Below are 25,695 nucleotides of genomic sequence, written 5' to 3'. Positions count from 1 at the left end.
GGGAGGAATACAAATGGCTGAGAAAAAGCTGAGTGGGGCAGGGTTACGTGGTCAGTCCGCAGGTGAAACAGCGCTGTGTACTGTTGGCAAAACCGGTGCTGGCCTGACTTACCGTGGTTACGATATCAAAGTTCTGGCAGACAACGCCCAGTTTGAAGAAGTGGCTTATCTGCTTCTTTATGGAAAGCTACCCAACCAGACTGAGCTGGATGCTTATAAAGCTCGCCTGAAAGGTATGCGTGCTCTGCCAGATGCCCTGAAAACAGTACTTGAGCAGATTCCTGCATCTACGCACCCAATGGATGTGATGCGTACTGGCTGTTCCATGCTGGGTAACCTGGAAACCGAGCAGGGTTTTAATGAACAGCTGGATCATATTGATCGTATGCTGGCGACTTTCCCGGGCATGATCAACTACTGGTACAACTTCAGCCATAACGGTATTCGTGTTGAAACAGAAACTGAAGCCGACTCCATTGCTGAACAATTCCTCTGGACTCTCCATAACAAGAAGCCAGAGCCTCTTCATGTAAAGGTGATGCATGCTTCGCTGATTCTGTATGCTGAGCATGAATTTAACGCCTCAACATTCACTGCTCGTGTATGTGCTTCCACTCTTTCCGATGTTCACAGTTGTGTCACCGGTGCCATTGGCTCTCTCCGTGGTCCTCTTCATGGCGGCGCTAATGAAGCAGCTATGGATATGATCGAGCAGTGGAATTCTGCTGATGAAGCAGAAGAAGCCATCATGGGGATGCTGGCCCGTAAAGATAAGATTATGGGTTTTGGACATGCGATTTATCGTGAATCCGATCCTCGTAATGCCATTATCAAAGAGTGGTCCAAGAAGCTCTCTGAGGAAGTGGGCGATAAGTGCCTGTATGCCGTGTCTGAACGGGTTGAGTCAGTGATGTGGCGCGAGAAGAAACTGTTCTGTAATGCTGACTTCTTCCACGCTTCTGCTTACAACTTTATGGATATTCCCACCAAGCTGTTTACCCCCATCTTTGTTTGCTCTCGTGTAGCAGGCTGGACTGCCCATGTGATGGAGCAGCGCAGCAACAACCGGATTATTCGTCCATCTGCCGACTACACCGGGCCAGATAGTGCCGAGTGGGTTGATATTCAGGATCGCGCCTGATTTTTTGGCCGGCAAGTTTCTACTTGTCGGCCAGAATTCAGATAGTTCTTGCCTTGGGTAAACTGTAAGAGCTATCCGAATTCTGGCCTGAATCATTATAAAAGTTACAGACATTTGCCAATTGGATTGCTGTCATCATGGCTGAACAAGTAAACACTTTATATCGCAAACAACTTTCCGGAACGGACCTGGATTACTTTGATACCCGTGAAGCGGTCGAAGCTATCCAGCCTGGATCCTACGAAAAACTTCCCTACACTTCCCGTGTACTGGCCGAACAACTGGTTCGCCGCTGTTCGCCGGAAACTCTAACGGATTCTCTGAAGCAAATTATTGAACGCAAACGGGATCTTGATTTCCCCTGGTATCCTGCCCGTGTTGTTTGTCACGATATTTTGGGACAGACGGCGCTGGTTGATCTTGCCGGCCTTAGAGATGCTATTGCAGAGCAGGGCGGTGACCCTTCAAAAGTGAATCCTGTAGTTCCCACGCAATTGATTGTTGACCATTCTCTGGCAGTTGAAGCGGCTGGTTTTGATCCTGAAGCCTTTGAAAAGAACCGGGCTATTGAAGAGCGTCGTAATGAAGACCGTTTCCACTTTATTGAGTGGACCAAAACTGCCTTTAAAAACGTTGATGTGATTCCTGCCGGTAACGGCATTATGCACCAGATTAATCTGGAGAAAATGTCACCGGTTATTCAGGCCCGTGAAGGCGTGGCTTTTCCTGATACCTGCGTAGGTACCGACAGCCATACTCCTCATGTTGATGCACTGGGTGTTATCGCTATTGGTGTTGGTGGCCTTGAAGCAGAAACAGTTATGCTGGGTCGTCCATCCATGATGCGCCTGCCAGATATCGTTGGTGTAGAGCTGGTTGGGAAACGTCAGCCCGGTATTACCGCCACCGATATTGTTCTGGCGATTACCGAGTTCCTGCGCAAAGAGCGCGTTGTTTCCTCTTATCTGGAATTCTTTGGTGAAGGCGCTTCCACTCTGACTATTGGTGACAGGGCAACCATCTCCAATATGACACCAGAGTATGGTGCTTCTGCAGGTATGTTCTATATCGATGAGCAAACCATTGATTACCTGAAACTGACTGGCCGTGATGCCGAACAGGTAGAACTGGTTGAGAACTACGCCAAAGTAACAGGACTGTGGGCAGATAGCTTGAAAACTGCCGAATACGAACGTGTTCTGACATTTGATCTGTCTACTGTTGGTCGTAATATGGCTGGCCCTTCAAACCCTCATCGCCGTTTGCCAACATCTGATCTTAATGAGCGTGGTATTGCCGTTGATCTTGATAAAGCGCAGGCAGAAGAATCTGAAGGTTTGATGCCTGATGGTGCGGTGATTATTGCTGCGATTACCAGTTGTACCAATACTTCCAACCCGCGCAATGTTGTCGCCGCCGGTTTGGTAGCCCGTAAAGCTAATGAATTGGGATTGATCCGTAAGCCTTGGGTGAAGTCTTCTTTTGCGCCGGGTTCCAAGGTCGCCAAGTTATACCTTGAAGAGGCCGGGCTTTTGCCTGAGCTTGAAAAGCTTGGCTTTGGTATTGTCGCTTATGCCTGCACCACCTGTAACGGTATGAGTGGTGCTCTTGATCCAGATATCCAGAAAGAAGTGATTGATCGGGATCTCTACGCCACAGCCGTACTTTCTGGTAATCGTAACTTTGATGGACGTATCCACCCTTACGCCAAACAGGCCTTTCTCGCCTCACCACCTTTGGTTGTGGCTTATGCCATTGCCGGTACGGTGCGCTTTGATATCGAGAAAGATGTACTGGGAACGGATGCACAAGGCAATCCTATTACCTTGAAAGATATCTGGCCCAGTGATGAAGAGATTGATGCCATTGTTGCCGAGCATGTGAAACCTGAGCAGTTCAACCAGGTTTATATTCCCATGTTCGATCTTGGCAAAATTGAAGAAGCCGAAAGTCCTCTGTACGACTGGCGCCCAATGAGTACTTATATTCGCCGCCCTCCATATTGGGAAGGCGCGCTGGCTGGTGAACGTACTCTGAAAAGTATGCGTCCGCTGGCAGTATTAGGTGACAATATCACTACCGATCATTTGTCGCCTTCCAACGCGATTCTTATGGCCAGTGCTGCCGGTGAATATCTGGATAAGATGGGGCTGCCAGAAGAAGACTTTAACTCCTACGCCACTCACCGTGGTGATCACCTGACTGCCCAGCGTGCCACCTTTGCCAATCCAAAACTGCTTAACGAAATGTGTCTGGATGATAACGGTGAGGTGAAGCAGGGTTCTTTGGCGCGTATTGAGCCGGAAGGCAAAGAAACCCGGATGTGGGAAGCCATTGAAACTTATATGGATCGTAAGCAGCCGCTGATTATTGTGGCGGGTGCCGATTATGGTCAGGGTTCTTCCCGTGACTGGGCGGCCAAGGGTGTTCGCCTTGCTGGTGTTGAAGCCATCGTTGCTGAAGGTTTTGAGCGTATCCACCGGACCAATCTGGTGGGTATGGGGGTTCTGCCTCTGCAATTCCAGTCGGGCACAACCCGTAAGACTCTTGGGCTGGATGGCACTGAAACTTACGATGTTCTGGGTGATCGTACACCGGGCGCAACCTTGACTCTGCTTGTTCATCGTAAAAACGGTGAAACTATTGAGGTGCCGGTAACTTGTCGTCTGGATACTGCTGAAGAAGTGTCTGTATATGATGCTGGCGGTGTTCTACAGCGGTTTGCCAAAGACTTTCTGGCTCAGGAAGCGGTCGCATGAGTTATGTCCCTCAAATAAAAATCCCCGCAACTTATATGCGGGGAGGCACCAGTAAAGGTGTGTTTTTCAAGCTCACGGATCTTCCTGAAGTCGCTCAAAAACCGGGAGCCGTTCGCGATGCTTTGTTGTTGCGGGTTATAGGTAGCCCTGACCCTTATGCCAAGCAGATTGATGGTATGGGTGGTGCGACATCCAGTACCAGCAAGACGGTTATTCTTTCGAAGAGTACTCAGCCTGACCACGATGTGGATTATCTGTTCGGCCAAGTGTCCATCGATAAACCTTTTGTGGATTGGAGTGGCAACTGCGGCAACTTAACGGCAGCTGTTGGTGCTTTTGCTATCAGCAATGGTTTGGTAGATCAAAATCGTATTCCTGAGAATGGCCTGGCAGTTGTTCGTATCTGGCAGGCGAATATCAAAAAAACCATAGTCGCTCATATTCCCATGACCAATGGTGAGGTGCAGGAAACCGGCGACTTTGAACTGGATGGCGTGACGTTCCCGGCGGCCGAGGTTCAGGTTGAATTTATGGATCCTGCCGATGGCGAGGGTTCAATGTTCCCCACAGGGAATCTTGTTGATGATCTGGAAGTGCCCGGCATAGGAACATTCAAGGCTACGATGATAAATGCCGGTATTCCTACGGTGTTTGTTAATGCAGAAGATATTGGTTACACCGGTACTGAGCTTCAGGATGCCGTTAATAATGATGAGCAGGCTTTGGCACGCTTTGAAACTATTCGAGCTTATGGTGCGTTGAAGATGGGGCTAATCTCTTCTGTTGAAGAGGCTGCTCAGCGTCAGCATACCCCGAAGATTGCTTTTGTCGCCAAGCCAGCAAGCTATGTTTCATCCAGTGGCAAGAATGTTGAAACTGGAGAAATTGATCTGTTGGTGCGAGCACTGTCTATGGGGAAGTTGCATCATGCCATGATGGGAACCGCTGCGGTTGCTATTGGAACTGCAGCTGCAATCCCTAGAACATTGGTTAATCTGGCCGCTGGAGGCGGTGAACGTCAGGCCGTACGTTTTGGTCATCCATCCGGTACGTTAAAGGTTGGTGCTGAAGCTAGGCTGGTTGGTGATCAATGGCAGGCCACCAAAGCTATTATGAGCCGTAGTGCCCGGGTGTTGATGGAAGGCTGGGTACGCGTTCCTGGAGACAGTTTTTAGTTCGTATTCCTGATGCTGTAACAATCAGCCTATACCATAGGCAAGTCTTGTGAATGATGTTACAGGGGGGCTGTTATTTAATGGGTTTGCTGGCTTTCACCAGCCCCATTGTTGTTATAGGTGTTAGAGACAGATTGTTTGTCGCACTTGCTTGGGCCCGGCCGTGTGGCCGGGCTTTTTTATTTCCGCTTACTCTTCTTTCACCGGAGTAAGTGTGACATTTACGGTACTGTTTTTATTGAATGGAATCTTATGACAGATAACAAACCCGCCTTTCCAGTTAGTGGTTGGGTTGGTGGTGACAGAGCAACTGTGCTTGCCGTCGACTGTCATGCTGAGGGTGTATTTGCTTTCTTTGGGGTAATAAAACTTACCACCTGCAAAGATTGTGAAGCTATAGGTTGGGTTTGAAATGGAACCACCATCAAAAGACCAGCCAATGCTGCCCGCAGGGTAGTTGCCGTCTGTAGGAACGGTATCGTTATTTACGTTCTGTAAGCTGAGGTTGGTGGTGAAAGGGATATCCTGGTCAGTGTTTTCAATGTTAAAGCTATGACCATTGACCTTGGCGAAATAGGTAAGGCCATCAACACCTGTGCCCTTGGCACTGAAACCGTAACTTGAAGAGGACGTCTGGTCATCGAAATGAATAGAAGCAGCCTGTGCAGAAACAATAGGCAACAGGCTGGATAAGGCGGCAGCCATGACACAATCTTTCAAGGTCATGCGGGTCGTGAATTTCATAAGGAACAATGTTGCTGTCGTTTGTAAGGTTGCGACAGCATAGACAAAGTTTTGCGCGACTGTACGTCAAAGTGCTTGTATTAAAACAATAAAGAGTCACAGGGATATTTTCCTAAAGAACGTCTATAAAGTTCTGCGGGAATATCTTTTATTAAGTCACTGAAAAACAAGAATAAACAGTCGGAGGCTAGACCATGACCAAGCGTGTTCCGTTGTTCCTCAACAACCAGGCAGTGGAATCGGCTGCTTCAGAAACCATTCCTGTTACTAACCCGGCAACGGGTGAAGTCATTTCTGAAGCGCCCCTGACAACTCCTGCAGAGATGCAACAGGCTATTGCCGATGCCAAACAGGCATTTAAGACCTGGCGCAATGTGGCCGTACCTGAACGTTCCCGGCTGATGTTACGTTATCAGGCTCTGCTGAAAGAACACCACGATGAGCTGGCAGAAATTCTTAGCCAGGAAACCGGTAAGGTTTTTGAAGATGCCAAAGGTGATGTCTGGCGCGGGATTGAAGTGGTTGAACAGGCTGCCAATATCGCCCCTCAGCTGATGGGTGAGTCGGTAGAAAATGTCGCGCCTGGTATTGATACGGTCAGCTATATCCAGCCGCTGGGCGTTTGTGCCGGTATCACGCCTTTTAACTTCCCTGCAATGATTCCTCTGTGGATGTTCCCAATGGCAATTGCCTGCGGAAATACCTTTATCCTGAAACCTTCCGAGCAGGATCCTCATACGCCCATGCGTCTTGCAGAGCTGTTCCGCGAGGCTGGTGCTCCGAATGGTGTTCTTCAGGTTGTTCATGGTAGCAAAGAGCAGGTGGACACGCTGCTGACTCACGATGATATCAAGGCGGTATCTTTTGTGGGCTCAGTGAATGTTGGTCAGCATGTGTACCGTACGGCCACTGACCATCTTAAGCGGGCACAGTGTTTTGCTGGCGCAAAAAACCATATGGTTGTTATGCCTGATGCCAGTAAACAACAGGTTATTAATAATATTGTTGGTGCTTCTGTCGGCGCAGCTGGTCAGCGTTGTATGGCGATTAGCGTCGCTGTATTGGTAGGTGAAGCCCGCGAGTGGCTGCCCGATATTAAAGAAGCGCTGGCCGATGTTCGCCCGGGCGCTTGGAATGATCCTCAGGCTGCTTTTGGCCCGGTTATCAGCCCCCAGGCCCGCGAACGGGTTCTCTCTTTGATTGCCAAAGGTAAGGAAGAGGGCGCTACCTGTTTGATTGATGGTTCAGACTGCAAGGTTGATGGCCTTCCTCATGGTAACTGGATCGGCCCGACTGTATTCTCTGGTGTAACGCCAGATATGTCTATCTACAAAGAAGAAATCTTTGGCCCGGTTCTCTGCTGTATGGAAGCTGAAAATCTGGATGAAGCTTTGGAACTGGTGAATAACAGCCCATACGGTAACGGTACGTCTATCTTTACCGACAGTGGCGCTGTTGCACGACGTTATCGCCATGAAGTAGAAGTCGGTCAGGTAGGTATCAATGTGCCAATTCCGGTACCTCTGCCATTCTTCTCCTTCACTGGGTGGAAGGGTTCCTTCTATGGCGACCAGCACGCCTATGGCAAGCAGGCAGTCAGGTTCTATACAGAAACCAAAACAGTGACCAGTCGCTGGTTTGAAGATGCAGCCAAACCATCTGGCCCTAATATGACCATTAACCTCAAATAATAAAAACGACTGAGGAAAGGCTTATGAATATTGCGTTTATCGGTCTTGGAAATATGGGCGGCCCAATGGCTGCCAACCTGGTGAAAGCTGGACACACCGTGACCGGTTTTGATTTGTCAGCGGCTTCTTTAGACGCTCTGGAAAAGGCAGGCGGCAAAGTCGCGTCTACACCAGTTGCGGCAGTGGAAGGTGTTGATGTTGTTGTTTCCATGTTGCCCAACGGCAAGATTGTTCGGGATTTGTATACCGGGAAGGACAACCTTTTTGCTGCACTGTTGCCTCAAACTCTGGTGATCGATTCCAGTACTATCGACCTGCAAACTGCGCGGGATATGGCGGCGGTTGCTAAAGAGCAGGGGGTTCAGTTTATTGATGCGCCTGTATCTGGTGGTACCGCTGGGGCTGCTGCTGGCACCTTGGCCTTTATGGCTGGCGGTGAAGATGAGGCTTTCGAACGTGCGAAACCTATTCTCGAAAAAATGGGCGCTAATATTTTTCACGTAGGGGCAGCCGGTAACGGTCAGCTGGTGAAAATGTGCAACAACATGCTGTTGGCGATTCATATGACGGGTACTTCAGAAGCGCTGGCTTTGGGGGCTGCTAACGGCCTTGACCCAAAGGTTCTGTCAGAAGTGATGCTGCAAAGCTCTGGCTGTAATTGGTCTCTGCAGAAGTACAATCCGGCTCCAGGTGTTATGGAAAATGTTCCGGCAGCTAACAGCTATCAGGGAGGCTTTATGGTCAATCTGATGTTGAAAGATCTGGGGTTGGCTATGGATATTGCCTCTGGCAGCAGCCAGCCAACACCTATGGGAGAGCTGGCCCAAGCCTTGTTCCAGAAACATGGAAATCAAGGGATGGGCGATAAGGATTTTTCCAGTATTTACCAGATGTACCGACAGGGTGATCTATTCGCTTAACTCGTGAGCGCGTGTCAGGTAGTGATTCATTTCACTGTCTGGCACCATGCCTCCACCAGTCGCCCAGACGATATGGGTTGATTGGGACAGTTTGTCTGCAAGCCCCATTCGCTGAATGTATTCACTATTCTCCAAAACCTTCGTCACTCCTGGCATACCTGCAAGAGCTGATGGCTCCAAGGCTATTCCTTCACTCTGATGCAGTTGCCCCAGTTTCTGGAACAACTCATCATCACTGACAGTGTAATAACCATCTATCATCCTCTCCATGGCTTTGCCAACAAACCCAGAAGCGCGGCCGACGGCCAAACCATCTGCCACAGTGCTGTTATCTAAGCCGATATCCTGCACGGAAATCTCTTCGTGCAGGCCGGTATATACACCAAGCATCATGCAAGGGGAGTGGGTGGGTTCTGCAAAGATACAACGTACTGCATCACCAAAAGCCAGCTTTAACCCAAAAGCGACTCCACCGGGGCCACCACCAACGCCGCACGGCAGGTAAACAAAGAGAGGATGGCTTTGATCAATAGTAATTCCTTGATCATCAAGCTGCTGCTTCAAACGTTGACCCGCGACTGCATAACCAAGAAACAGAGTTGTGGAATTCTCATCATCAACAAAATGGCAATGAGGATCCGCTTCAGCCTGTTTACGGCCTTGCTCAACGGCCAGACTGTAATCAGATTCATATTCTTTAACAGTAACACCGTGCTCGCGCAGCTTATCTTTCTTCCATTGGCGGGCATCGGCAGACATATGAACCGTAACCTGAAAACCGAGTTTGGCGCTGATAATGCCAATCGAGAGTCCGAGATTACCGGTTGAACCTACAGCAATAGAATAATTTTTGAAGAACTCAGAAAATTTGCTGGAATCAAGTTGGTTGTAGTCTTGGTTCATATCAATAAGACCAGCCTTTAGAGCTAGTTGCTCTGCATGAAACAACACTTCATAGATTCCACCACGAGCTTTGATAGAACCAGATACCGGCAAATGAGAATCCAGCTTGATCATCAGCTGACCGGGAATGCTACTTTCTTTCCCAAGAGCTTCCTGCATGTGAGGAATAGCCTGCAGAGGAGACTCTAACAATCCTTGAGTAGTGCGAGTTTCAGGGAAAGCACTTTCAAAATAGGGTGCGAAACGCTGTAATCTGTCAGCCGCGTCTTCTACATCCTTATGGGTAAGAGCGGTATAAGGCAGAGCTGTTTCAACATCAGTGATGGCATTATTAAACCAGCTGGTTGGCTGATAGTTCTGCAGCTGACTGATAAGTTGATCGTCACTATATGTGTTTTTTATTTCTTGCATAAACGGCCGAGGCTTCACAGGTGGGGCAATACATGACTCGAGCCACTATGCAAGTTCTTAAGAGAAAAGAACAGTAGAGGGAAGTAAGTTTTTGTGATTTTGAATGTTAGCTTTAAAAGTTACCCTCCAGCGGCGGCAGACAACTGATTCTTCAACCATTGCTCTCTGAGAGCGTTGGCCTTGTTGATCTCTTCCAAAGCTTTTACCCGCTTTGCCTCTTCCAGCTGGCGGCGCTCGTTATAGATTTTCTGGTCTTGCCGTTCTTGATCATGCTCTTCCTGTTTGCGCTCAGCTTCTCTTTCCCTACTCTTTTCGATTTCCTTTAACAGAATCGTGATAAGGGTATTTATTGCACTGACAGCCTTTATATATTCAACCTGATCCGAGTAATCCTCAGGCTTCATTTTGTCTCCGATTCTTGCCAGCTCTAAAACGACGGTAAATGGGTCGCCATAGTCTTTCCGCATTTCCGCTTTGGCAGCCTTTACAGCTTCAGCTTTGGCGGCTTTCTCAGCCCGTGCTTCCGCTTGCTTTAGCAAACGTTTAGCTCTGCGGCGCTCTTTTCGTTCTGCCGGGGTAAGTTTGGGCATTTTATAACCCATACGATTACCCATATAGGCACGAACCACCTTTCTGCGCCGATAGCTGCCAACGGCAATCCGGCGGTGATTCCTTCCTGGTTGCGGCTCACCGGCTGGTGTTGGGCCGTCTATAGGTGAAACTGACATGGCATCTTTCCCTGAAACCTCAGTTCCAGTATAAAATACCCTCCACCTTCGGCTCAGAATGATAACCAAGAGAAAACGCCATGAAGTATGTAACGCCAGATCTTTGTGATACTTACCCTGAACAGGTATCAGCAGCAGCGCCAGGTTTCCGTAATTTTGGCGGTGAATCCTCATTTGCCGGTGAAGTGGTCACTGTTAAGTGTTTTGAAGATAACTCCCGCGTAAAAGAACTGGTTGACGAAAATGGCTCCGGCAAGGTGATGGTTGTGGATGCCGGCGGTTCTATGCGTCGCGCCTGTCTGGGCGATATGCTGGCAGAGAAGGCCGTTAAGAATGGCTGGTCAGGCATTATCATGTACGGTTGCGTGCGGGATGTGGATGTTCTGGCAACCCTGCCTCTGGGAGTGCAAGCCCTGGGTTCTCATCCTATGAAAACGGATAAAAAGGGCATTGGTGAAGTGAATATTCCAGTCACTTTCCACGGCGTGACTTTTGAGCCGGGTTCTTATGTATATGCGGATAATAACGGCATTATTTCTTCGCCTGTACCGCTCTCCATGCCGGAATAAAACTTAAAGCTTTCAGTTTCTATAGTGGGGGCGTCCAGAAATAAGCTGGGCGCTCTTTTAACAATGTAGCAATAAATACTACAAAATATACGACTCTAGACGTACTATTCGCCGTTCTGAATTGCCTCAATTCATTAAAAATATAAAGAAGTGCTAAGAACGGAAAATTATGAATCCAATTGTAAAATTGCTCTCACTGGTCACTTGTATTGCCATATTGGGTGGTTGTGCACATGACATTCAGCTCACTCCGAAAATGAATGAAATTCGTGGCGTAGAAGTATCCAGGCAACTTGATAAAAATGTTGGCTACTACATTTCTGATGTGGATAGAAACAAAGAGGTCATTACCCCTGGTGGTGGCGGAGACAAGGTAAAATACAAACCTTATCAGCAAACAGAAGGCGCATTGAATGCAGTGCTTAGCAAAGTGTTCAATAAGGTATATGCCGTCAAAAATCTGGAAGACCAAGAGTACATATCCGAGAAAAATATCTCCTATATTTTTCAGCCATCTATTTCCACGAACTCTTCCTCAAGCAGTGCATTCACATGGCCACCAACTCAATTTGATTTTGAGCTGACTTGTACAGCAATTGATGCGAGTGGTAATGAAGTCTGGAGCAAGACAGTCAAAGCCTCGGGAAATGCTGAGTTTGAAGAATTTAAACATGACTTCTCTTTATCTGCCCGCCGTGCTTCCAGTGAAGCATTCAAAAAAATGATGGCTGAAATATCTGCTGCTGAAATCTTTTAACGGAAGAACAAATGAAACTAATTAAGCTCATTCTTGGAAGCTTATTCCTAACAATGGCTGTTGGCTGCTCCATGGTTGCGCCTAACTACCAGCCTGATTTCACGAACATCAATGAAATGAAAGACCTTGAATTGCCTAAAATGCAATCTGGTGATTTCACAGCCTCTGATAAAGCACTCAAAAGTATCTCTATAAGAGGGTCATCATTGGTATCACCTTACGGTAATTACTCTGAATACCTGAAAAAGGCACTTGAAGAAGAACTGGTTCAAGCGGATCTCTGGCTCGATAGTAGTGATATAACCATAGGTGGTGAGTTACTTGGTCATGATATTGATGCAACAGGCTTTAGTCTCGGTATGACTGATATATCGGCTCGATTCACTGTTAATATCTCTGAGAAAGAGGTGTACAACAAAGTACACACGATACAGCACTCGTGGGAATCCTCTTTTGTTGGGGCTGTTGCGATTCCTAACGCAGTAAATAGTTATCCTATCGCGGTTCAGAAATTAATGGCTGAGCTGTTTAGTGATGCTGAGTTTCTTGCTGTGATAAAGCAGTGATAGAGAAAAAAGAGTAATCTGACCAAGTTTGGGAGTGTTCCTTTTGTCCTTTGGAGGACACTCCCAAACCTAACATTTGTTATCAAACCATCATATGTCCACGGACCTCTTCAATATCAACTTGTTCAGCTTCACCCGCTAACACCACTTCACCACGATCCAGCACGGTATAATAATCTGCCAGCTCACGGGCAAAATCAAAGAACTGTTCCACCAACACAATGGCCATATCTCCACGGTCACGGAGCATAGCTATTACTGATTGAATATCTTTGATAATGGACGGCTGAATACCTTCGGTTGGTTCATCAAGAATAAGCAACTCTGGTCGGGTAATCAGCGCCCGGGCAATCGCCAGTTGCTGTTGCTGCCCACCAGACAGGTCGCCACCACGACGCTTGCGCATATCATGAAGTACCGGAAACAGATCGAAGATTTCCGGGTCAATAGTACGATGGCCTCGGGGCACACAGGCATAACCGGTTTCCAGATTTTCCTGCACGGTAAGCAATGGAAATATCTGTCGCCCCTGGGGCACATACGCAATACCGGAACGAGCCCGGGTATGGGCCGGCTGACTGGTAATATTCTTACCCTGCCAGGTAATGGCGCCGGATGTTGGCGACACATGCCCGGCAATACTCTGCATCAGGGTGGTTTTGCCCACACCATTACGGCCTAGCACCGCAGTAATCTTTCCGGGCTCGGCTTTTGAGGAGACAGACTTCAGTGCCTGACTGGCTCCGTAATACACATCCAGGTTTTCAATTTCCAACATAATTTCAATGCTCCCTCATGTTTAATGCTCAGTCAGTTCGCGAGTCATAAACACGCTGTTGGGATCTGGGCGGTAATCGGCAAAAGGTTCGCAGGTTTTGAAGCCATATTTGCTGTACAGACGGCGAGCCGGCTCAAAGAATTCCATAGAACCGGTTTCCAGGCTTAAACGATTAAGTCCGCTACTTTTGGCCTGATGAAGCACATGTTCAAGAATCTTCGAAGCCACACCTTGCCCGCAAAACCCGGAAGAGGTACGCATTGACTTAATTTCTCCATGGTTTTTGGACAGGCGCTTGAGAGCGCCACAACCGGCCAGCTGATCATCCTTCCACAGACTCCAGAAGGTGATGGCTGGATCGCGCAGCTTGTTAAGATCCAGGGCATGCACACTCTCCGGGGGAGAGGTGCGATGCATATCATCCAGATGTTCCTGCAGCAGTGCGACGATTTCCGGACCTTTCAGGTCGTCTACGATGATTTTCATTAGCGCCCCAGATACACGTCAATCACCCGCTGATCCTGCTGTACATGATCCAGCGAACCTTCTGCCAGCACATGGCCTTCATGAAGAACGGTGACCCGGCAATCCAGTGCCCGGATAAATTCCATATCATGTTCAACCACCACCACAGAGCGTTTCTTGGCAATATCCCTGAGCAGATCAGCGGTGCGGAAGGTTTCTTCATCGGTCATACCTGCTGCAGGTTCGTCCACCAGCAGTAATTCCGGCTCTTGCAGCAACAGCATGCCGATCTCTAGCCACTGTTTCTGGCCATGGGAGAGGTTTTCTCCAAGGTCATCACGGCGGTCAGCAAGGTGAATCAGCATTAAGGTGTCGGCAATTTTCACTTCCCCGGCATCATCCAGAGGATGAAACAGCGAAGCAAAGGGGGAACGACGGCCGACCAGTGCCATTTCAAGGTTCTCCCAGACTGTCAGGCTTTCAATCACTGAGGGCTTCTGGAATTTGCGGCCAATGCCCATATTGGCAACGGCGGCCTCGTCGTATTTAGTCAGGTCGGTACTGGCTTCTGCCTGTGTGGATTGCCGGTACAGTACCCGGCCATCATCCGGGCGGGTTTTGCCGGTAATCACATCCATCATGGTGCTTTTGCCAGCACCGTTAGGGCCGATCATGGCTCGCAGCTCACCCTTGCGTACTAACAGAGACAGATCATTTAGTGCTTTGAAACCATCAAAGCTGACATTCACGCTGTCCAGATAGAGCAGGGTGTCATCAGGTATATGCTTATCAACCATGATCGACAGCCTCCTGCAGCATGGGTTTCGGTTTTTTCTTCTTAAACTTATTCATCAACGGCTCAACAACACCCACGATACCTTTAGGCAACCAGAGGGTGCTGACAACAAAAAGGGCACCAAGGGCAAACAACCACACTTCCGGGAAAGCGCCGGTAAACCAGGTTTTTGCATAGTTCACCAGCAGGGCGCCAATCACTGCACCATAGAGAGAACCACGGCCACCAATCGCCACCCAGATCACCAGCTCAATAGAGTTTATGGGTGAGAACTCGCCAGGATTGATAATGCCCACCTGTGGCACATACAGCGCGCCAGCAATACCCGCCAGCACAGCAGAAGTGACAAAAGCAACCAGCTTGAAATGTTCAACCCGGTAGCCGAGGAAGCGGGCACGGCTTTCGGCATCACGCACTGCCACCAGAACCCGGCCATAACGACTGCTGACCAGCCCACGGCAGAGTAGATAACCGGCAATCAAGGCGAGTGACGATAACAGGAACAGCACGGCTCGTGTGCCATCGGCCTGCAGGTCATAACCAAGGATATCTTTAAAGTCAGTCAGGCCGTTGTTACCACCAAAACCAAAGTCATTCTGGAAGAACAGCAGCATAAGGGCATAAGTCAGTGCCTGGGTAATAATGGAGAGATAAACGCCAGTTACCCGGGAGCGGAACGCCAGCCAGCCAAACAGGAATGCCAGCAGGCCGGGAGCCAGCATGATCATTAGTGCGGCAAACCAGAATTGGTCAAACCCTTGCCAGTACCAAGGCAACTCCTGCCAGTTAAGGAACACCATAAAGTCTGGCAGCTCAGGGTTACCGTATACGCCTCGATCACCGATCTGGCGCATCAGATACATGCCCATGGCATAACCGCCCAGAGCAAAGAAAGCACCATGCCCAAGACTAAGGATGCCGCAGTAACCCCACACCAAATCCAGTGCCAGCGCCAGCAGACCGTAGCAAAGGTATTTGCCCAGCAAAGTCACCATATAAGTGCTGACATGCAGGGGCGACGAGGCGGGCACTAACAGGTTCAACGCCAGAACCAACAGTGTTCCGACAGCGAGGCAGCTCAGGAACCAGCGCCCGCCCCGATCATTCAGCAGCAACCGAGTTACCGGGCCGCCTTTTATTGTTTGAGTAGAATTCATCAATAAACTCTTATTTTAAGGGTACGGCTTACGATTCGACTGCTCGGCCCTTCAGGGCAAACAGGCCACGAGGACGTTTCTGGATAAACAGAATGATAAACACCAGTACCAGAATCTTGGCGATCACCGCACCCGCCCAGGGCTCGATAAACTTGTTGGCAATACCCAGTCCCATAGCGGCAACAAAGGTGCCCCAGAGATTTCCGACGCCACCAAATACCACCACCATAAAGGAGTCAATGATGTAATTCTGACCAAGGTTTGGCCCTACATTTGTGAGCTGAGAAAGAGCTACACCGGCGATACCGGCAATACCGGAACCCAGGCCAAAGGTTAGAGCATCCACATGACCGGTACGAATACCCATAGAACTGGCCATGGCACGGTTCTGGGTCACGGCACGCATGGTCAAACCAGCGCGGGTATAACGCAGAATAAATAGCAGACCAAGGAATACCGCGAGACTGAAACCAATTACCACTACGCGGTTCACCGTCAGGGACAGCATCTCATTGATAACAATGGAACCACTCATCCACTCCGGTGTAATTACGCTTTGGTTTAATGGAGAGAAAATGGTGCGCACCGCCTGCTGCAGGATAAGGCTGACACCGAAGGTGGCCAGCAGGGTTTCCAACGGGCGACCATAGAGATGGCGAATCACCGTTCTCTCAATCAGTACGCCAGTTGCGCCAGCCACAAGGAAGGCCAGGGGCAGGGAGATAAACAGCGAGGCACCGATATGATCCGGCAACAGGCTTTGCACCACATAGGTGGTGTATGCGCCCAGCATAATCATCTCGCCATGGGCCATATTGATAACGCCCATCACTCCGAAGGTTATGGCAAGGCCGATTGCTGATAGCAGCAGCACAGAGCCGAGACTCAAACCAAAGAAAGTATTCTCCACTGCGCCATAGAACTTACGACGCTGCTCAATATCTGAGATGGACTTATTAATGGCGGCCAGTACATCTTTATTCTGCTCAGTGGCTTTTTGGGCCTGCAGTTTTGTATAAACGACGGAACTGTTGACTTCGCCCAGAGTTTGCGCAGCGACAAGGCGTTGTTCTTCATTGCCATTCTTCAGATCAAATAAGGCAAGGCCAGAATCGATCAGCTCTTTAAGTTCACGTTTCTGTTCGGTCTTGCTGGCCGCTTTCAAAAGCTCATGGCTTTCGGGGCTTTCATTGCCCAGCAGGTTGGTAATCGCTGTGCGACGCAATTCGGTATCGGTGGATTGCAGATCTCGTAAAGAGAGCGCACTACGCAGGATTTTGCGCAGTTTGTTATTGAGCGGCACTTTCTTTACCGCACGTTTTTTATGGAGACCAAGCTCTTCGCCTGTTGCGAGGTCGGTCAGCAGGTATTTGCGCCCATCCTTTTGGGCCAGCACAAATGTTTGATTCGATTTCAGGACAAACAACTGTCCATCCAGCCAGAGTTCTGCCAGCTGAACGGATGAAGATTCTTCAGAAGTGGCCAACTGCTGGGCGAGGGTTTCCCGCTCAGACCAGGAACCTTTTAATAATGTTTTACTTAAGAGGGGGTCGCTTAAACCTTCGAATGATGCCGTTGCTGTCATAGACAGACACAGCAAAACCAGTGCGGCCAAGCGCTGAATAACATTCATAGAACGCCTTAATTCATAGTGAACGCGTAAGAGGCAGTAGGTTGGGTTAGCCACAAAGTGGCGTAACCCAACAGCAAAGATTTAAATCAGGAATTAAATTACTCGTACTTCTGACCAGAACACACAGAGGTGCTCAGGTTGTAGTTGCCGCACTTAACAGGAGAGGTCCAGTCAGCAATAATCTTGGCACTCTCTGGCAGATAATCCGTCCAGGCATCACCGATAACACCACCGCTGGTCTGCCATACGATCTCAAATTGACCATCGTCCTGAATCTCACCAATCAGTACTGGCTTGGTCAGGTGGTGGTTAGTGTTCATCACTGCGTAGCCGCCAGTCAGGTTCGGCACAGTTACGCCATAGATCGCGTCACGTACAGAATCAACCTCAGTGGTGCCAGCTTTCTCAACAGCCTTGGCCCACATATTGAAGCCGATGTAGGTGGCTTCCATTGGGTCGTTAGTCACACGCTCTTCATCTTTGATAAACGCCTGCCAGGTTTCGATAAACTCATCGTTTACCTCACTCTCAGCGCTCATAAAGTAGTTCCAGGCGGCGAGGTGGCCTACCAGCGGGCCAGTGTCGATACCAGACAGCTCTTCTTCACCTACGGAGAAGGCAATAACAGGAATATCTTCTGCGGAAAGGCCCTGGTTACCCAGTTCCTTATAGAAAGGTACGTTAGCGTCGCCGTTTACTGTAGAGATCACGGCTGTCTTCTTGCCTGCGGAACCAAACTTCTTGATATCAGAAACAATGGTCTGCCAGTCAGAGTGACCAAATGGCGTGTAGTTCACCATAATGTCGGACTCAGCCACGCCTTTGCTTTGCAGGTAAGACTCAAGAATCTTGTTAGTGGTACGTGGGTAAACGTAGTCAGTACCGGCCAGTACAAAACGCTCAACACCACCGCCAGCTTCACTCATCAGATAATCAACCGCAGGAATGGCCTGCTGGTTGGGCGCTGCACCGGTGTAGAAGACGTTCTTGGAAGATTCTTCACCTTCGTACTGAACCGGGTAGAACATCAGACCGTTCAGCTCTTCCAGAACCGGCAGAGCAGACTTACGTGATACGGATGTCCAGGAACCGAAGATTACGTCCACTTCTTCCTTAACCAGCAGTTCACGGGCTTTCTCAGCAAACAGAGGCCAGTTGGAAGCAGGATCAACCACAACAGGCTCCAGCTTCTTGCCCAGCAAACCACCTTCTTCGTTCTGCTGTTCAATCAGCATCAGAACAGTGTCTTTCAGCGTGGTTTCACTGATGGCCATGGTGCCGGACAGGGAGTGCAACACACCTACTTTGATGGTGTCGTCTGCAGCCTGAGCCACAGTTGCGGCCGTGGCCAGTGATGTGGCAAAAGCCAGTCCTTTCAGTGTTGCTTTTAAGCTCTTGTTATTAGCTTTCATTATCTGCTCCCCGGCAGTCTGGTGAATGATTTGTTTATTCTTCTATTTGTGTGTCGGTTTGTTATTTGGCTTTTCCGTCAGCCAACGCGTTCTCTGCGCGATTCGATATTGGCAATAGCAAAGGGGATGCCATAGTCAGAAAAACTGCGTGATACCGGGGTTTTCAAGAGGATTAACTAGTAAGTGATTGCTATGCAGAAAAACAGCCCGCACAAAGCTGGGGCAATCAAAGGAGGTGTAATTTGGCTGCGTGCACCAATCAGGATCAGGCAATGACTGATGCAAACTTATCGGGCATAACGTGCTGTATTTCAGGTTTATGATCACACCGTGCCCTGAGATCGGCACAGGCTTTGCTGTAATCTGGGCAGATAATATGAATAGATAGAGTAGGGCGGGCATGCAGTATCAACAAGTGGGTAACCAGCATTGGAAAGCAGGAATAGACCTTCAGTTAAAATATTTTAATGGTGCAACCCGCTTAACGCGTACCCGGCACTATGGACCTCTCCGTATTCAGCGCCCGTTCTTCCCGGAGGGGAAAGATCTTGCTCACCTTTATATCCTGCATCCCCCCGGCGGTCTGGTCGCAGGCGATGAGCTTTATCAAAAGGTTGAAGCGTTGCCGGAAAGTCAGGCGCTGGTAACAACGCCGGCGGCAGGGAAGGTGTATCTCAACGCTTATGACGATCAAAGCCGCCCGCAAAAGCAGATTGTCGATATTACTGTAACGGATCGTTCCTCTGTTGAATGGCTTCCCCAGGAAACCATTCTCTATAACGGCTGTTCTGCAGCGATGGAAACCCGGGTGCACCTGAAGGGTTCAGCACGTTATATAGGCTGGGAGATTATTTGTCTGGGACGCACAGCTTCGGGTGAAAGCTTTGATCAGGGTAGTCTGCTGCAAACAGTACGGCTTGAACGTGATGGCAAACCACTATTTCAGGAGCGAATGTTGCTGGAAGCCGGTGAATCTAAGCAAACCGGGCTGCTGGGTTTTCACGGCCGTTCCGTGTTCGGCACGATGATGGCCACTCTTGATGGTCAGGGTAATCAAGAGCCCGATATCGAAGAGTGGCATAACCAGCTCAATCAAGAATCAGAACATCCAGTGGCTTTAACCTGTCGCAATGGTGTGCTGTTGGTGCGTTATCTGGGCAATTCATCCGCTAAAGCGAGGGCTTTGTTCGAAGAGGCCTGGCAGTTATGCCGGCCTTTAGTGCTTGAGCGGGAAGCCTGCCGGCCACGTATCTGGAATACCTGAAAAATCTTAACCTTGTGCCCTGTCACCGAAAATAGCCAATATGCCAGCATGCTTCTTTCTGGTGCGCTTTTCGTGCACCAGAGCTGCGCTTCGTATGGTTCTGGTGCATAAGTCCTCAGGGCAAATTTGAATGCGCCGGTGCTGGTAGCGGATTCAAAGATTGGCGCAGTGATTGCTATAGAGCTTTAGCAATACATACAAGAAGCCTTAGTTTCCAGGCGCAAAGATAAAACCGTGGCACTAATAAAACAGACAAATGTCACCTGAATAATAATGAATCGCTCCGGGTGCTGTAGATATGGAACTGACTCCACGCGAGAAAGACAAACTTCTTCTTTATACCGCTGCACTGGTGGCTGAGCGTCGTTTAGCCCGTGGCGTAAAACTCAATTACCCAGAATCTGTCGCGTTAATCTCCATGCATATTATGGAAGGTGCACGTGACGGCAAAACTGTGGCTGACCTGATGAATGAAGGCCGTGACATTCTCTCCCGAGAGCAGGTGATGGATGGTATCTCCGAAATGGTGCACGAGGTACAGGTGGAAGCAACATTCCCTGACGGCACCAAACTGGTAACGGTTCATAACCCGATTGCCTGATACCAACATAACCAACAATTTTAAAACGAAGGGGCAGGGAATGATTCCTGGAGAATTGATTGCGGCTGAAGGTGAACTACCTATTAACGAAGGCCGGGAAACCTGCAAGGTAACTGTCGCTAATGCCGGCGACCGCCCGGTACAGGTTGGTTCCCATTATCACTTTTATGAAACCAATCTGGCGCTGTCGTTTGACCGTGAGCTTACCCGTGGCTTTCGCCTGAATATTCCTGCGGGCACAGCCGTACGCTTTGAGCCTGGGCAAGATCGGGAAGTTGAGTTGGTGGCGTTTGCCGGCAGTCGTACCGTGTACGGCTTCCGTGGAGAGGTAATGGGAGCATTAGAGCTGGCGTCAGCAACAAAGCAGCCTGAAGATGAGGAGGTATAGGTTATGGTTAATCACACAACCATGGATCGCCAGACTTATGCCGAAATGTTTGGCCCAACCGTTGGCGATAAGGTGCGGCTGGGGGATACCAGCCTGTTTATTAGCCCGGAAAAGGATTACACCGTTTACGGCGATGAAGTGAAGTTCGGTGGCGGCAAGGTTATTCGCGATGGCATGGGGCAAAGCCAGTTGGGTGATGCGAATGTTGCCGACACTGTAATTACCAATGCCCTGATTCTTGATCACTGGGGAGTTGTGAAAGCAGATATTGCCATTAAAAGCGGTCGTATCCAGGCCATCGGCAAAGCTGGTAACCCGGATGTACAGGCTGGGGTGGATATTATTATTGGCCCAGGTACGGAAGTGATTGCCGGTGAAGGACAGATTGTCACTGCCGGTGGTATCGATGCCCATATTCACTTTATCTGCCCGCAACAGGTAGAAGAGGCTTTAACCTCTGGCGTCACCACCATGATTGGTGGTGGTACCGGACCTGCGACTGGAACCAATGCCACAACCTGTACACCGGGTATCTGGCATATGAGCACCATGCTGCAGGCTGTAGATAGCCTGCCCATGAATATCGGTTTCCTGGGCAAAGGTAATGCCAGCCTGCCGGGGGCTTTGGTAGAGCAGGTAGCTGCTGGAGCGATGGGCCTGAAACTTCATGAAGACTGGGGTACCACACCAGCGTCTATCGACTGCTGCCTTTCTGTGGCGGAAGACTATGACATTCAGGTAGCGATCCATACTGATACCCTGAATGAGTCCGGTTTTGTCGAAGATACCATTGCCGCCTTTAAAGAACGTGTGATTCATACCTATCACACCGAAGGTGCCGGTGGTGGACATGCGCCGGATATTATCAAGGCCTGTGGGCTGGCCAATGTGCTGCCATCGTCCACCAACCCAACTCGTCCCTACACCATTAATACCGTGGATGAGCATCTGGATATGTTGATGGTTTGCCACCATCTTGATCCTAATATTCCGGAAGATGTTGCTTTTGCTGACTCCCGTATACGACGGGAAACCATAGCTGCCGAAGATATTCTTCACGATATGGGGGCGTTCAGTATGATTGCCTCAGACTCTCAAGCCATGGGGCGCGTCGGTGAAGTGGTGACCCGTACCTGGCAGACCGCCCACAAGATGAAAGAGCAACGAGGTCCTTTGTCAGAAGATTCTGGTGATAACGATAACTTTCGCGCTCGCCGTTATGTGGCCAAGTACACCATCAACCCTGCGCTGGCCCATGGTATTGCCCATGAAGTGGGTTCTGTAGAAGTGGGTAAGCTGGCTGACCTGGTGCTGTGGAAGCCGGCTTTCTTCGCTACCAAGCCTTCACTGATTTTGAAAGGTGGTGCCATTGCCGCTGCGCCCATGGGCGATCCCAATGCTTCTATTCCTACGCCACAGCCAGTGCACTACCGGCCAATGTTTGGCGCAATGGGCAAGGCGGTAGAGAAAACTTCACTGACCTTTGTCTCTCAAGCCGCTTTTGAAAACGATATTGGTCGTACGCTGGGGCTGGGTAAAACCCTAAGTGCTGTGAAAGGCTGCCGTACAGTACGCAAGAAAGACATGATTCTGAACAGCTGGCAGCCTCATATGGAAGTGCATCCGGAAACCTATGAGGTACGGGCCAATGGTGAGCTGCTGACCTGTGAACCCGCAACTGTCGTGCCTTTGGCGCAACGTTACTTCCTCTTTTAATGCTGCCTGATTGGAGTTATTGAATGTTGCAGTTAACCGAACGTTTAAGCGGCCACCATCATCCGGTAGATAGTTTGCGGCTGCCATTTGATGAGCGAAAACGTGGTCGTTTAAAGGCGGTCACCGAGAAGGGCATTGATGTTGGCATTTTTATTGAGCGAGGCGAAGTACTTCGCCATGGTACCTGTCTGAAAGCCGAATCAGGAGAAATTATTGAAGTTCAGGCGGCCAGTGAGCAGGTAACAGTGGCCCGTTGCCGTGACCCACATCTGTTTGCCCGTGCCTGTTATCACCTAGGCAATCGCCATGTGCCCTTGCAAATTGGTGAGCCCACCGATGGTGAACATTGGTTACGGTTCCAGTGTGATCATGTACTGGATGAAATGCTGGTCTTATTGGGGCTTGAGGTTGGTCATGAATCTGCACCTTTTGAACCGGAGAACGGTGCCTACGCACCGGGAACTGGCCACGGTCATGGCCACCATCATCATGAGCATTGATCGATGAAGGCTGAGTCTTTACTGGGTTTGCTGCATATTTCTAGCCCATCGTTGCCGGTTGGTGCTTTTGCTTACTCTCAAGGTTTAGAGACGGCCATTGATCGTGGCTGGTGCACTGATGAGCAAAGCACCGGCCGCTGGATTCTGGAATTGCTTGAACAGGGCATGGCAACGCTGGATTTACCAGTGTTCCTGCGTTTATACCGAGCTTGGACCGCTCAGGATAAAGCGGCTGTAGAACAATGGAATGCGGAGTTGTTGGCTTTCCGGGAAACCAAGGAACTGTACGACGAAGACTGTCAAGTCGGACGAGCCTTTGCGACCTGGCATCGCAGCCTTTACGACGATGAACGTATCGATTGGTTACCTCAGCCAACGGTGGCGGCGATGTATGCCTTGGCGGCTATTCATAACCACCTAGGTGAAGAGGCAGCAGCACTCGGGTTTCTATGGAGTTGGTGTGAAAACCAGGTGGCGTCTGCCGCCAAGGCTGTGCCTTTGGGGCAAACGGCAGCACAACGTATTTTACAAAAGCTGATTGCAGCTATAGAGCCAGCGATACGACGCAGCTTTGCACTTCAGGATCATGAGATTGGTAACAGTCTGCATCATTATGCGATGGCCAGTGCATGGCATGAGCAGCAATATTCGCGGCTGTTTCGTTCATGAGTTGTTATTGGGTGAAAACAGGAATCCCTTTTCCACGCAACAGGGCTGTCCTGCCCTGATGCGCTATCAGGCCATCCATGGTCTTTGAAAAAGTGCACCTGTTCTCACCCTGTCAGCATCGGTACAGCCGCGAGATATTTAGAAGAGTAGGGGGGAGAATGAAACAACAAACATTAAGAGTGGGAGTCGGTGGGCCGGTTGGTTCTGGCAAAACGGCACTGTTAACCGCCATCTGCCGTTCATTGCGGGATATCTACAATATTGCCGTGGTAACCAATGATATTTATACCAAGGAAGACGCCAAGTTCCTGATGCGTCATGAGGCGCTGGATGAGGATCGAATTCTAGGTGTGGAAACCGGTGGTTGCCCGCATACTGCGATTCGGGAAGATGCTTCTATGAATCTGGCCGCTGTTGATGAACTGTGCCAGCGCCATGAAGGTTTGGAAATGGTTCTGGTGGAATCCGGTGGTGATAACCTGAGTGCGACATTTAGTCCGGAGTTATCTGACCTCACTATCTATGTGATTGATGTGTCTGCTGGTGACAAGATTCCCCGTAAAGGTGGGCCTGGTATTACCCGTTCCGATCTGCTGATTATTAATAAGACCGATATTGCTCAATATGTGGGCGCTTCTCTGGAAGTGATGGATCGTGACACCCGCAAGATGCGTGGTGATCGTCCGTTTGTTTTCGCCAATATGAAAACCGGGGAAGGGCTGCGGGACATCCTCGACTTTATTATTGAACAGGGCATGTTGCCCAAGCGTTTAACAGAAAAACAAGAACTGGGAGTGGCAGTATGAAGTTTCTGAAAGCAGCTGTTGGTGTGATGGCGACTATGGCTGCCAGTAATGTTCTGGCTCACGCTGGTGACCACAGTCTCTCAGGTCTGATTCACTTCCTGACTGAACCAGATCATATGGCGATGATGGTGGTGGCAGCAGTTGTGGTGGGCGGACTGATTGCCCGACGCAAGGCCGGGCAGCAGCAGAGCAAATAACCCTAAACGTCTTTCAGCACATTAGAAAACAAAGACCGGCTGGAACAGGCTTGGTTCTACAAAGCCGAACCGAGGTCGATCGAATGGGGACAGATAAGAGCGGCAGCTGGTAAAAGGCTGTCGCTCTTGTTGCAGGCTGGTCAAAGCCATCAAACCGAACAAGGTCATAAAGGGATTGGCCTGTACCGGAGGCTGGTAAGCCGGTTCCACAATATGGAAAATGACCTCAGGTTCAGACTCTTGCTCCTGATATGGGTTAAACAATCGGTGCATAGCGAAGGAGTGATCTTCATGCTGTGCTTCTTCCCGGCGCGTTCTGCGTTCGGCTCGTTGTGCCCGAATTTCTTCTGCATGTTCTACATCAAACAATTCACCAAAAAGGAAGCGCAGGAACGGCGATACATCGGCATGCTGGAAACCATAGTTGCGCGACCGTTGCATACGGCGCTGAGCTCTTATCTCTCTTGCAACCTCATGGTCACAGTTCCATAGCATACGATCATCTCGCTCTTGAGGAGTTAACCCTTCATTGTCTTGCGTGTTTCGCTCAAGCCGGTCGAGGTTAGTCTGTTCCTGATGGCGGCTTCCCAGAATATTGTTAATTTCGGAGAGTTCATCCCGTTTAATCTTGCGGCGGCATATTGGGCAGTCAGACATATGGTCCAGAAAGCCTGTGCAGTCTTTGTGGTAGGCATGACCACAGGCCAGGCGAATGTGGTTTTCACCATGGGTAACCTTGCCAGCAAGGCTTTCATCATTATCTGGTACATCCAGATGATCCATGCAGATCGTGCATTTGTGTGTGCTTGTAACGCTGGTACCGGCCATGATGCTCTCCTGCATGTCTGATAGTTCAATACCGGATTTGACCTGCCTAACGGAAGAAAGCTCGCAGGAAACTGTAAATTGTTAGCCACCCTGGCAGCGATGTTAATTTTTTTTGGCGGGT

26 protein-coding genes are annotated in these 25,695 nt (G+C 49.6%); 16 read left to right on the top strand and 10 right to left on the bottom strand.

The genetic code is table 11. From position 1 onward, the window contains the following. The first annotated feature begins 13 nt into the window (after window positions 1–13). The 3 genes from prpC to prpF all read left to right on the top strand — a co-directional run bounded on the left by prpC (window position 14) and on the right by prpF (window position 5,075). Entirely contained in the window at window positions 14–1,141 is a 1,128-nt protein-coding gene (gene prpC / locus ACY2RR_RS10450; protein ID WP_490108089.1) for a bifunctional 2-methylcitrate synthase/citrate synthase, read from the top strand. Window positions 1,142–1,278: 137 nt separating this feature from the next. Next, a complete protein-coding gene (gene acnD / locus ACY2RR_RS10445) occupies window positions 1,279–3,900 on the top strand; it encodes a Fe/S-dependent 2-methylisocitrate dehydratase AcnD (RefSeq protein WP_490108088.1) in 2,622 nt (873 codons plus the stop codon). Beyond that, the gene (gene prpF, locus ACY2RR_RS10440) at window positions 3,897–5,075 is read left to right on the top strand and encodes a 2-methylaconitate cis-trans isomerase PrpF (protein ID WP_490108087.1); all 1,179 of its coding nucleotides are present in this window, start codon (window positions 3,897–3,899) and stop codon (window positions 5,073–5,075) included. Before acnD ends, prpF begins: the two co-directional genes overlap by 4 nt. Window positions 5,076–5,264: 189 nt before the next feature. Here prpF and ACY2RR_RS10435 read toward each other — a convergent pair whose 3' ends face one another. Then, window positions 5,265–5,819 (bottom strand): hypothetical protein, encoded by a 555-nt coding sequence (locus ACY2RR_RS10435; protein WP_490108086.1) that lies wholly within the window; start codon window positions 5,817–5,819, stop codon window positions 5,265–5,267. 194 nt (window positions 5,820–6,013) lie between these two features. On the opposite strand from ACY2RR_RS10435, the gene ACY2RR_RS10430 reads away from it, so the two are divergent. Together ACY2RR_RS10430 and mmsB are read left to right on the top strand one after the other, a co-directional pair. Continuing rightward, window positions 6,014–7,510, top strand: coding sequence for a CoA-acylating methylmalonate-semialdehyde dehydrogenase (locus ACY2RR_RS10430; protein ID WP_490108085.1), 1,497 nt, complete (start codon window positions 6,014–6,016; stop codon window positions 7,508–7,510). Between the two features lie 23 nt (window positions 7,511–7,533). Beyond that, window positions 7,534–8,430, top strand: a complete 897-nt coding sequence (gene mmsB / locus ACY2RR_RS10425; protein ID WP_490108084.1) for a 3-hydroxyisobutyrate dehydrogenase — start codon at window positions 7,534–7,536, stop codon at window positions 8,428–8,430. Here the strand turns inward: mmsB and dsdA are convergent. Both dsdA and ACY2RR_RS10415 read right to left on the bottom strand, forming a co-directional pair. Beyond that, window positions 8,419–9,744, bottom strand: coding sequence for a D-serine ammonia-lyase (gene dsdA, locus ACY2RR_RS10420; protein ID WP_490108083.1), 1,326 nt, complete (start codon window positions 9,742–9,744; stop codon window positions 8,419–8,421). The genes mmsB and dsdA overlap by 12 nt on opposite strands. Window positions 9,745–9,863: 119 nt before the next feature. Beyond that, complete coding sequence (locus ACY2RR_RS10415; protein ID WP_490108082.1) at window positions 9,864–10,472, bottom strand: hypothetical protein; 609 nt, start codon at window positions 10,470–10,472, stop codon at window positions 9,864–9,866. 80 nt (window positions 10,473–10,552) lie between these two features. Here ACY2RR_RS10415 and rraA point away from each other — a divergent pair, with 80 nt between their 5' ends. The 3 genes from rraA (at window position 10,553) to ACY2RR_RS10400 (ending at window position 12,364) form a co-directional block, all read left to right on the top strand. Further along, window positions 10,553–11,041 (top strand): ribonuclease E activity regulator RraA, encoded by a 489-nt coding sequence (gene rraA, locus ACY2RR_RS10410; protein ID WP_490108081.1) that lies wholly within the window; start codon window positions 10,553–10,555, stop codon window positions 11,039–11,041. A gap of 169 nt (window positions 11,042–11,210) precedes the next feature. Next, on the top strand, window positions 11,211–11,798 hold the full coding sequence (locus tag ACY2RR_RS10405; protein WP_490108080.1) for a hypothetical protein: 588 nt from the start codon (window positions 11,211–11,213) through the stop codon (window positions 11,796–11,798). Window positions 11,799–11,809: 11 nt separating this feature from the next. After that, window positions 11,810–12,364 (top strand): hypothetical protein, encoded by a 555-nt coding sequence (locus ACY2RR_RS10400; RefSeq protein WP_490108079.1) that lies wholly within the window; start codon window positions 11,810–11,812, stop codon window positions 12,362–12,364. Between the two features lie 82 nt (window positions 12,365–12,446). Here the strand turns inward: ACY2RR_RS10400 and urtE are convergent, their stop codons facing one another. From urtE to urtA, 6 genes are all read right to left on the bottom strand, one after another. Continuing rightward, on the bottom strand, window positions 12,447–13,142 hold the full coding sequence (urtE, locus tag ACY2RR_RS10395) for an urea ABC transporter ATP-binding subunit UrtE (RefSeq protein WP_490108078.1): 696 nt from the start codon (window positions 13,140–13,142) through the stop codon (window positions 12,447–12,449). Between the two features lie 21 nt (window positions 13,143–13,163). Next, a complete protein-coding gene (locus ACY2RR_RS10390) occupies window positions 13,164–13,628 on the bottom strand; it encodes a GNAT family N-acetyltransferase (RefSeq protein WP_490108077.1) in 465 nt (154 codons plus the stop codon). Next, the gene (urtD, locus tag ACY2RR_RS10385; protein WP_490108076.1) at window positions 13,628–14,404 is read right to left on the bottom strand and encodes an urea ABC transporter ATP-binding protein UrtD; all 777 of its coding nucleotides are present in this window, start codon (window positions 14,402–14,404) and stop codon (window positions 13,628–13,630) included. Before urtD ends, ACY2RR_RS10390 begins: the two co-directional genes overlap by 1 nt. Beyond that, window positions 14,397–15,560, bottom strand: a complete 1,164-nt coding sequence (gene urtC / locus ACY2RR_RS10380; protein ID WP_490108075.1) for an urea ABC transporter permease subunit UrtC — start codon at window positions 15,558–15,560, stop codon at window positions 14,397–14,399. Before urtC ends, urtD begins: the two co-directional genes overlap by 8 nt. A gap of 28 nt (window positions 15,561–15,588) precedes the next feature. Continuing rightward, a complete protein-coding gene (gene urtB, locus ACY2RR_RS10375) occupies window positions 15,589–17,193 on the bottom strand; it encodes an urea ABC transporter permease subunit UrtB (RefSeq protein WP_490108074.1) in 1,605 nt (534 codons plus the stop codon). 98 nt (window positions 17,194–17,291) lie between these two features. Further along, window positions 17,292–18,605, bottom strand: a complete 1,314-nt coding sequence (urtA, locus tag ACY2RR_RS10370; protein ID WP_490108073.1) for an urea ABC transporter substrate-binding protein — start codon at window positions 18,603–18,605, stop codon at window positions 17,292–17,294. Between the two features lie 400 nt (window positions 18,606–19,005). Between urtA and ACY2RR_RS10365 the strand changes: the two genes are divergently transcribed. The 8 genes from ACY2RR_RS10365 (at window position 19,006) to ACY2RR_RS10330 (ending at window position 24,746) form a co-directional block, all read left to right on the top strand. Continuing rightward, a complete protein-coding gene (locus tag ACY2RR_RS10365; protein ID WP_490108072.1) occupies window positions 19,006–19,869 on the top strand; it encodes an urease accessory protein UreD in 864 nt (287 codons plus the stop codon). Window positions 19,870–20,167: 298 nt separating this feature from the next. Then, window positions 20,168–20,470: an urease subunit gamma gene (locus ACY2RR_RS10360; RefSeq protein ID WP_490108071.1), complete on the top strand. Its 303-nt coding sequence runs from the start codon at window positions 20,168–20,170 to the stop codon at window positions 20,468–20,470. Window positions 20,471–20,510: 40 nt separating this feature from the next. After that, window positions 20,511–20,858 (top strand): urease subunit beta, encoded by a 348-nt coding sequence (locus ACY2RR_RS10355; protein WP_490108070.1) that lies wholly within the window; start codon window positions 20,511–20,513, stop codon window positions 20,856–20,858. A 3-nt stretch (window positions 20,859–20,861) separates the two neighbouring features. Beyond that, window positions 20,862–22,574 carry an urease subunit alpha gene (gene ureC, locus ACY2RR_RS10350; RefSeq protein ID WP_490108069.1) on the top strand — a complete coding sequence of 571 codons (1,713 nt, stop codon included), beginning with the start codon at window positions 20,862–20,864 and terminating at the stop codon, window positions 22,572–22,574. Between the two features lie 23 nt (window positions 22,575–22,597). Beyond that, window positions 22,598–23,074: an urease accessory protein UreE gene (gene ureE / locus ACY2RR_RS10345; protein ID WP_490108068.1), complete on the top strand. Its 477-nt coding sequence runs from the start codon at window positions 22,598–22,600 to the stop codon at window positions 23,072–23,074. 3 nt (window positions 23,075–23,077) lie between these two features. Then, entirely contained in the window at window positions 23,078–23,743 is a 666-nt protein-coding gene (locus tag ACY2RR_RS10340; protein ID WP_490108067.1) for an urease accessory protein UreF, read from the top strand. Window positions 23,744–23,820: 77 nt separating this feature from the next. Continuing rightward, window positions 23,821–24,549, top strand: coding sequence for an urease accessory protein UreG (gene ureG, locus ACY2RR_RS10335; protein ID WP_490108066.1), 729 nt, complete (start codon window positions 23,821–23,823; stop codon window positions 24,547–24,549). Then, window positions 24,546–24,746, top strand: coding sequence for a hypothetical protein (locus tag ACY2RR_RS10330; RefSeq protein ID WP_490108065.1), 201 nt, complete (start codon window positions 24,546–24,548; stop codon window positions 24,744–24,746). The genes ureG and ACY2RR_RS10330 overlap by 4 nt, the downstream gene beginning before the upstream one ends. Window positions 24,747–24,767: 21 nt before the next feature. On the opposite strand, the gene ACY2RR_RS10325 is transcribed toward ACY2RR_RS10330, so the two are convergent. Beyond that, the gene (locus ACY2RR_RS10325; protein ID WP_490108064.1) at window positions 24,768–25,574 is read right to left on the bottom strand and encodes an RING finger domain-containing protein; all 807 of its coding nucleotides are present in this window, start codon (window positions 25,572–25,574) and stop codon (window positions 24,768–24,770) included. Between the last annotated feature and the right edge of the window lie 121 nt (window positions 25,575–25,695).

The sequence above is a fragment of the Parendozoicomonas sp. 2304DJ65-17 genome, from assembly GCF_058148445.1.
Note: the sequence above shows the minus strand (reverse complement) of the source record. Positions and strands in the feature narration are given on the sequence as shown.

What these genes read in the sequence shown, in the direction of transcription:
- ACY2RR_RS10415 (WP_490108082.1), bottom strand. Translation starts at nt 10,472, where the DNA reads ATGTCAGTTTCACCTATAGACGGCCCAACACCAGCCGGTGAGCCGCAA.
- ureE (WP_490108068.1), top strand. Translation starts at nt 22,598, where the DNA reads ATGTTGCAGTTAACCGAACGTTTAAGCGGCCACCATCATCCGGTAGAT.
- ACY2RR_RS10330 (WP_490108065.1), top strand. Translation starts at nt 24,546, where the DNA reads ATGAAGTTTCTGAAAGCAGCTGTTGGTGTGATGGCGACTATGGCTGCC.
- ACY2RR_RS10400 (WP_490108079.1), top strand. Translation starts at nt 11,810, where the DNA reads ATGAAACTAATTAAGCTCATTCTTGGAAGCTTATTCCTAACAATGGCT.
- dsdA (WP_490108083.1), bottom strand. Translation starts at nt 9,744, where the DNA reads ATGCAAGAAATAAAAAACACATATAGTGACGATCAACTTATCAGTCAG.
- ACY2RR_RS10405 (WP_490108080.1), top strand. Translation starts at nt 11,211, where the DNA reads ATGAATCCAATTGTAAAATTGCTCTCACTGGTCACTTGTATTGCCATA.
- ACY2RR_RS10365 (WP_490108072.1), top strand. Translation starts at nt 19,006, where the DNA reads ATGCAGTATCAACAAGTGGGTAACCAGCATTGGAAAGCAGGAATAGAC.
- mmsB (WP_490108084.1), top strand. Translation starts at nt 7,534, where the DNA reads ATGAATATTGCGTTTATCGGTCTTGGAAATATGGGCGGCCCAATGGCT.
- urtE (WP_490108078.1), bottom strand. Translation starts at nt 13,142, where the DNA reads ATGTTGGAAATTGAAAACCTGGATGTGTATTACGGAGCCAGTCAGGCA.
- ureC (WP_490108069.1), top strand. Translation starts at nt 20,862, where the DNA reads ATGGTTAATCACACAACCATGGATCGCCAGACTTATGCCGAAATGTTT.
- urtD (WP_490108076.1), bottom strand. Translation starts at nt 14,404, where the DNA reads ATGGTTGATAAGCATATACCTGATGACACCCTGCTCTATCTGGACAGC.
- ureG (WP_490108066.1), top strand. Translation starts at nt 23,821, where the DNA reads ATGGTCTTTGAAAAAGTGCACCTGTTCTCACCCTGTCAGCATCGGTAC.
- rraA (WP_490108081.1), top strand. Translation starts at nt 10,553, where the DNA reads ATGAAGTATGTAACGCCAGATCTTTGTGATACTTACCCTGAACAGGTA.
- urtA (WP_490108073.1), bottom strand. Translation starts at nt 18,605, where the DNA reads ATGAAAGCTAATAACAAGAGCTTAAAAGCAACACTGAAAGGACTGGCT.
- ACY2RR_RS10435 (WP_490108086.1), bottom strand. Translation starts at nt 5,819, where the DNA reads ATGAAATTCACGACCCGCATGACCTTGAAAGATTGTGTCATGGCTGCC.
- ACY2RR_RS10360 (WP_490108071.1), top strand. Translation starts at nt 20,168, where the DNA reads ATGGAACTGACTCCACGCGAGAAAGACAAACTTCTTCTTTATACCGCT.
- acnD (WP_490108088.1), top strand. Translation starts at nt 1,279, where the DNA reads ATGGCTGAACAAGTAAACACTTTATATCGCAAACAACTTTCCGGAACG.
- ACY2RR_RS10355 (WP_490108070.1), top strand. Translation starts at nt 20,511, where the DNA reads ATGATTCCTGGAGAATTGATTGCGGCTGAAGGTGAACTACCTATTAAC.
- urtC (WP_490108075.1), bottom strand. Translation starts at nt 15,560, where the DNA reads ATGAATTCTACTCAAACAATAAAAGGCGGCCCGGTAACTCGGTTGCTG.
- prpF (WP_490108087.1), top strand. Translation starts at nt 3,897, where the DNA reads ATGAGTTATGTCCCTCAAATAAAAATCCCCGCAACTTATATGCGGGGA.
- ACY2RR_RS10390 (WP_490108077.1), bottom strand. Translation starts at nt 13,628, where the DNA reads ATGAAAATCATCGTAGACGACCTGAAAGGTCCGGAAATCGTCGCACTG.
- ACY2RR_RS10325 (WP_490108064.1), bottom strand. Translation starts at nt 25,574, where the DNA reads ATGGCCGGTACCAGCGTTACAAGCACACACAAATGCACGATCTGCATG.
- ACY2RR_RS10340 (WP_490108067.1), top strand. Translation starts at nt 23,078, where the DNA reads ATGAAGGCTGAGTCTTTACTGGGTTTGCTGCATATTTCTAGCCCATCG.
- ACY2RR_RS10430 (WP_490108085.1), top strand. Translation starts at nt 6,014, where the DNA reads ATGACCAAGCGTGTTCCGTTGTTCCTCAACAACCAGGCAGTGGAATCG.
- prpC (WP_490108089.1), top strand. Translation starts at nt 14, where the DNA reads ATGGCTGAGAAAAAGCTGAGTGGGGCAGGGTTACGTGGTCAGTCCGCA.
- urtB (WP_490108074.1), bottom strand. Translation starts at nt 17,193, where the DNA reads ATGAATGTTATTCAGCGCTTGGCCGCACTGGTTTTGCTGTGTCTGTCT.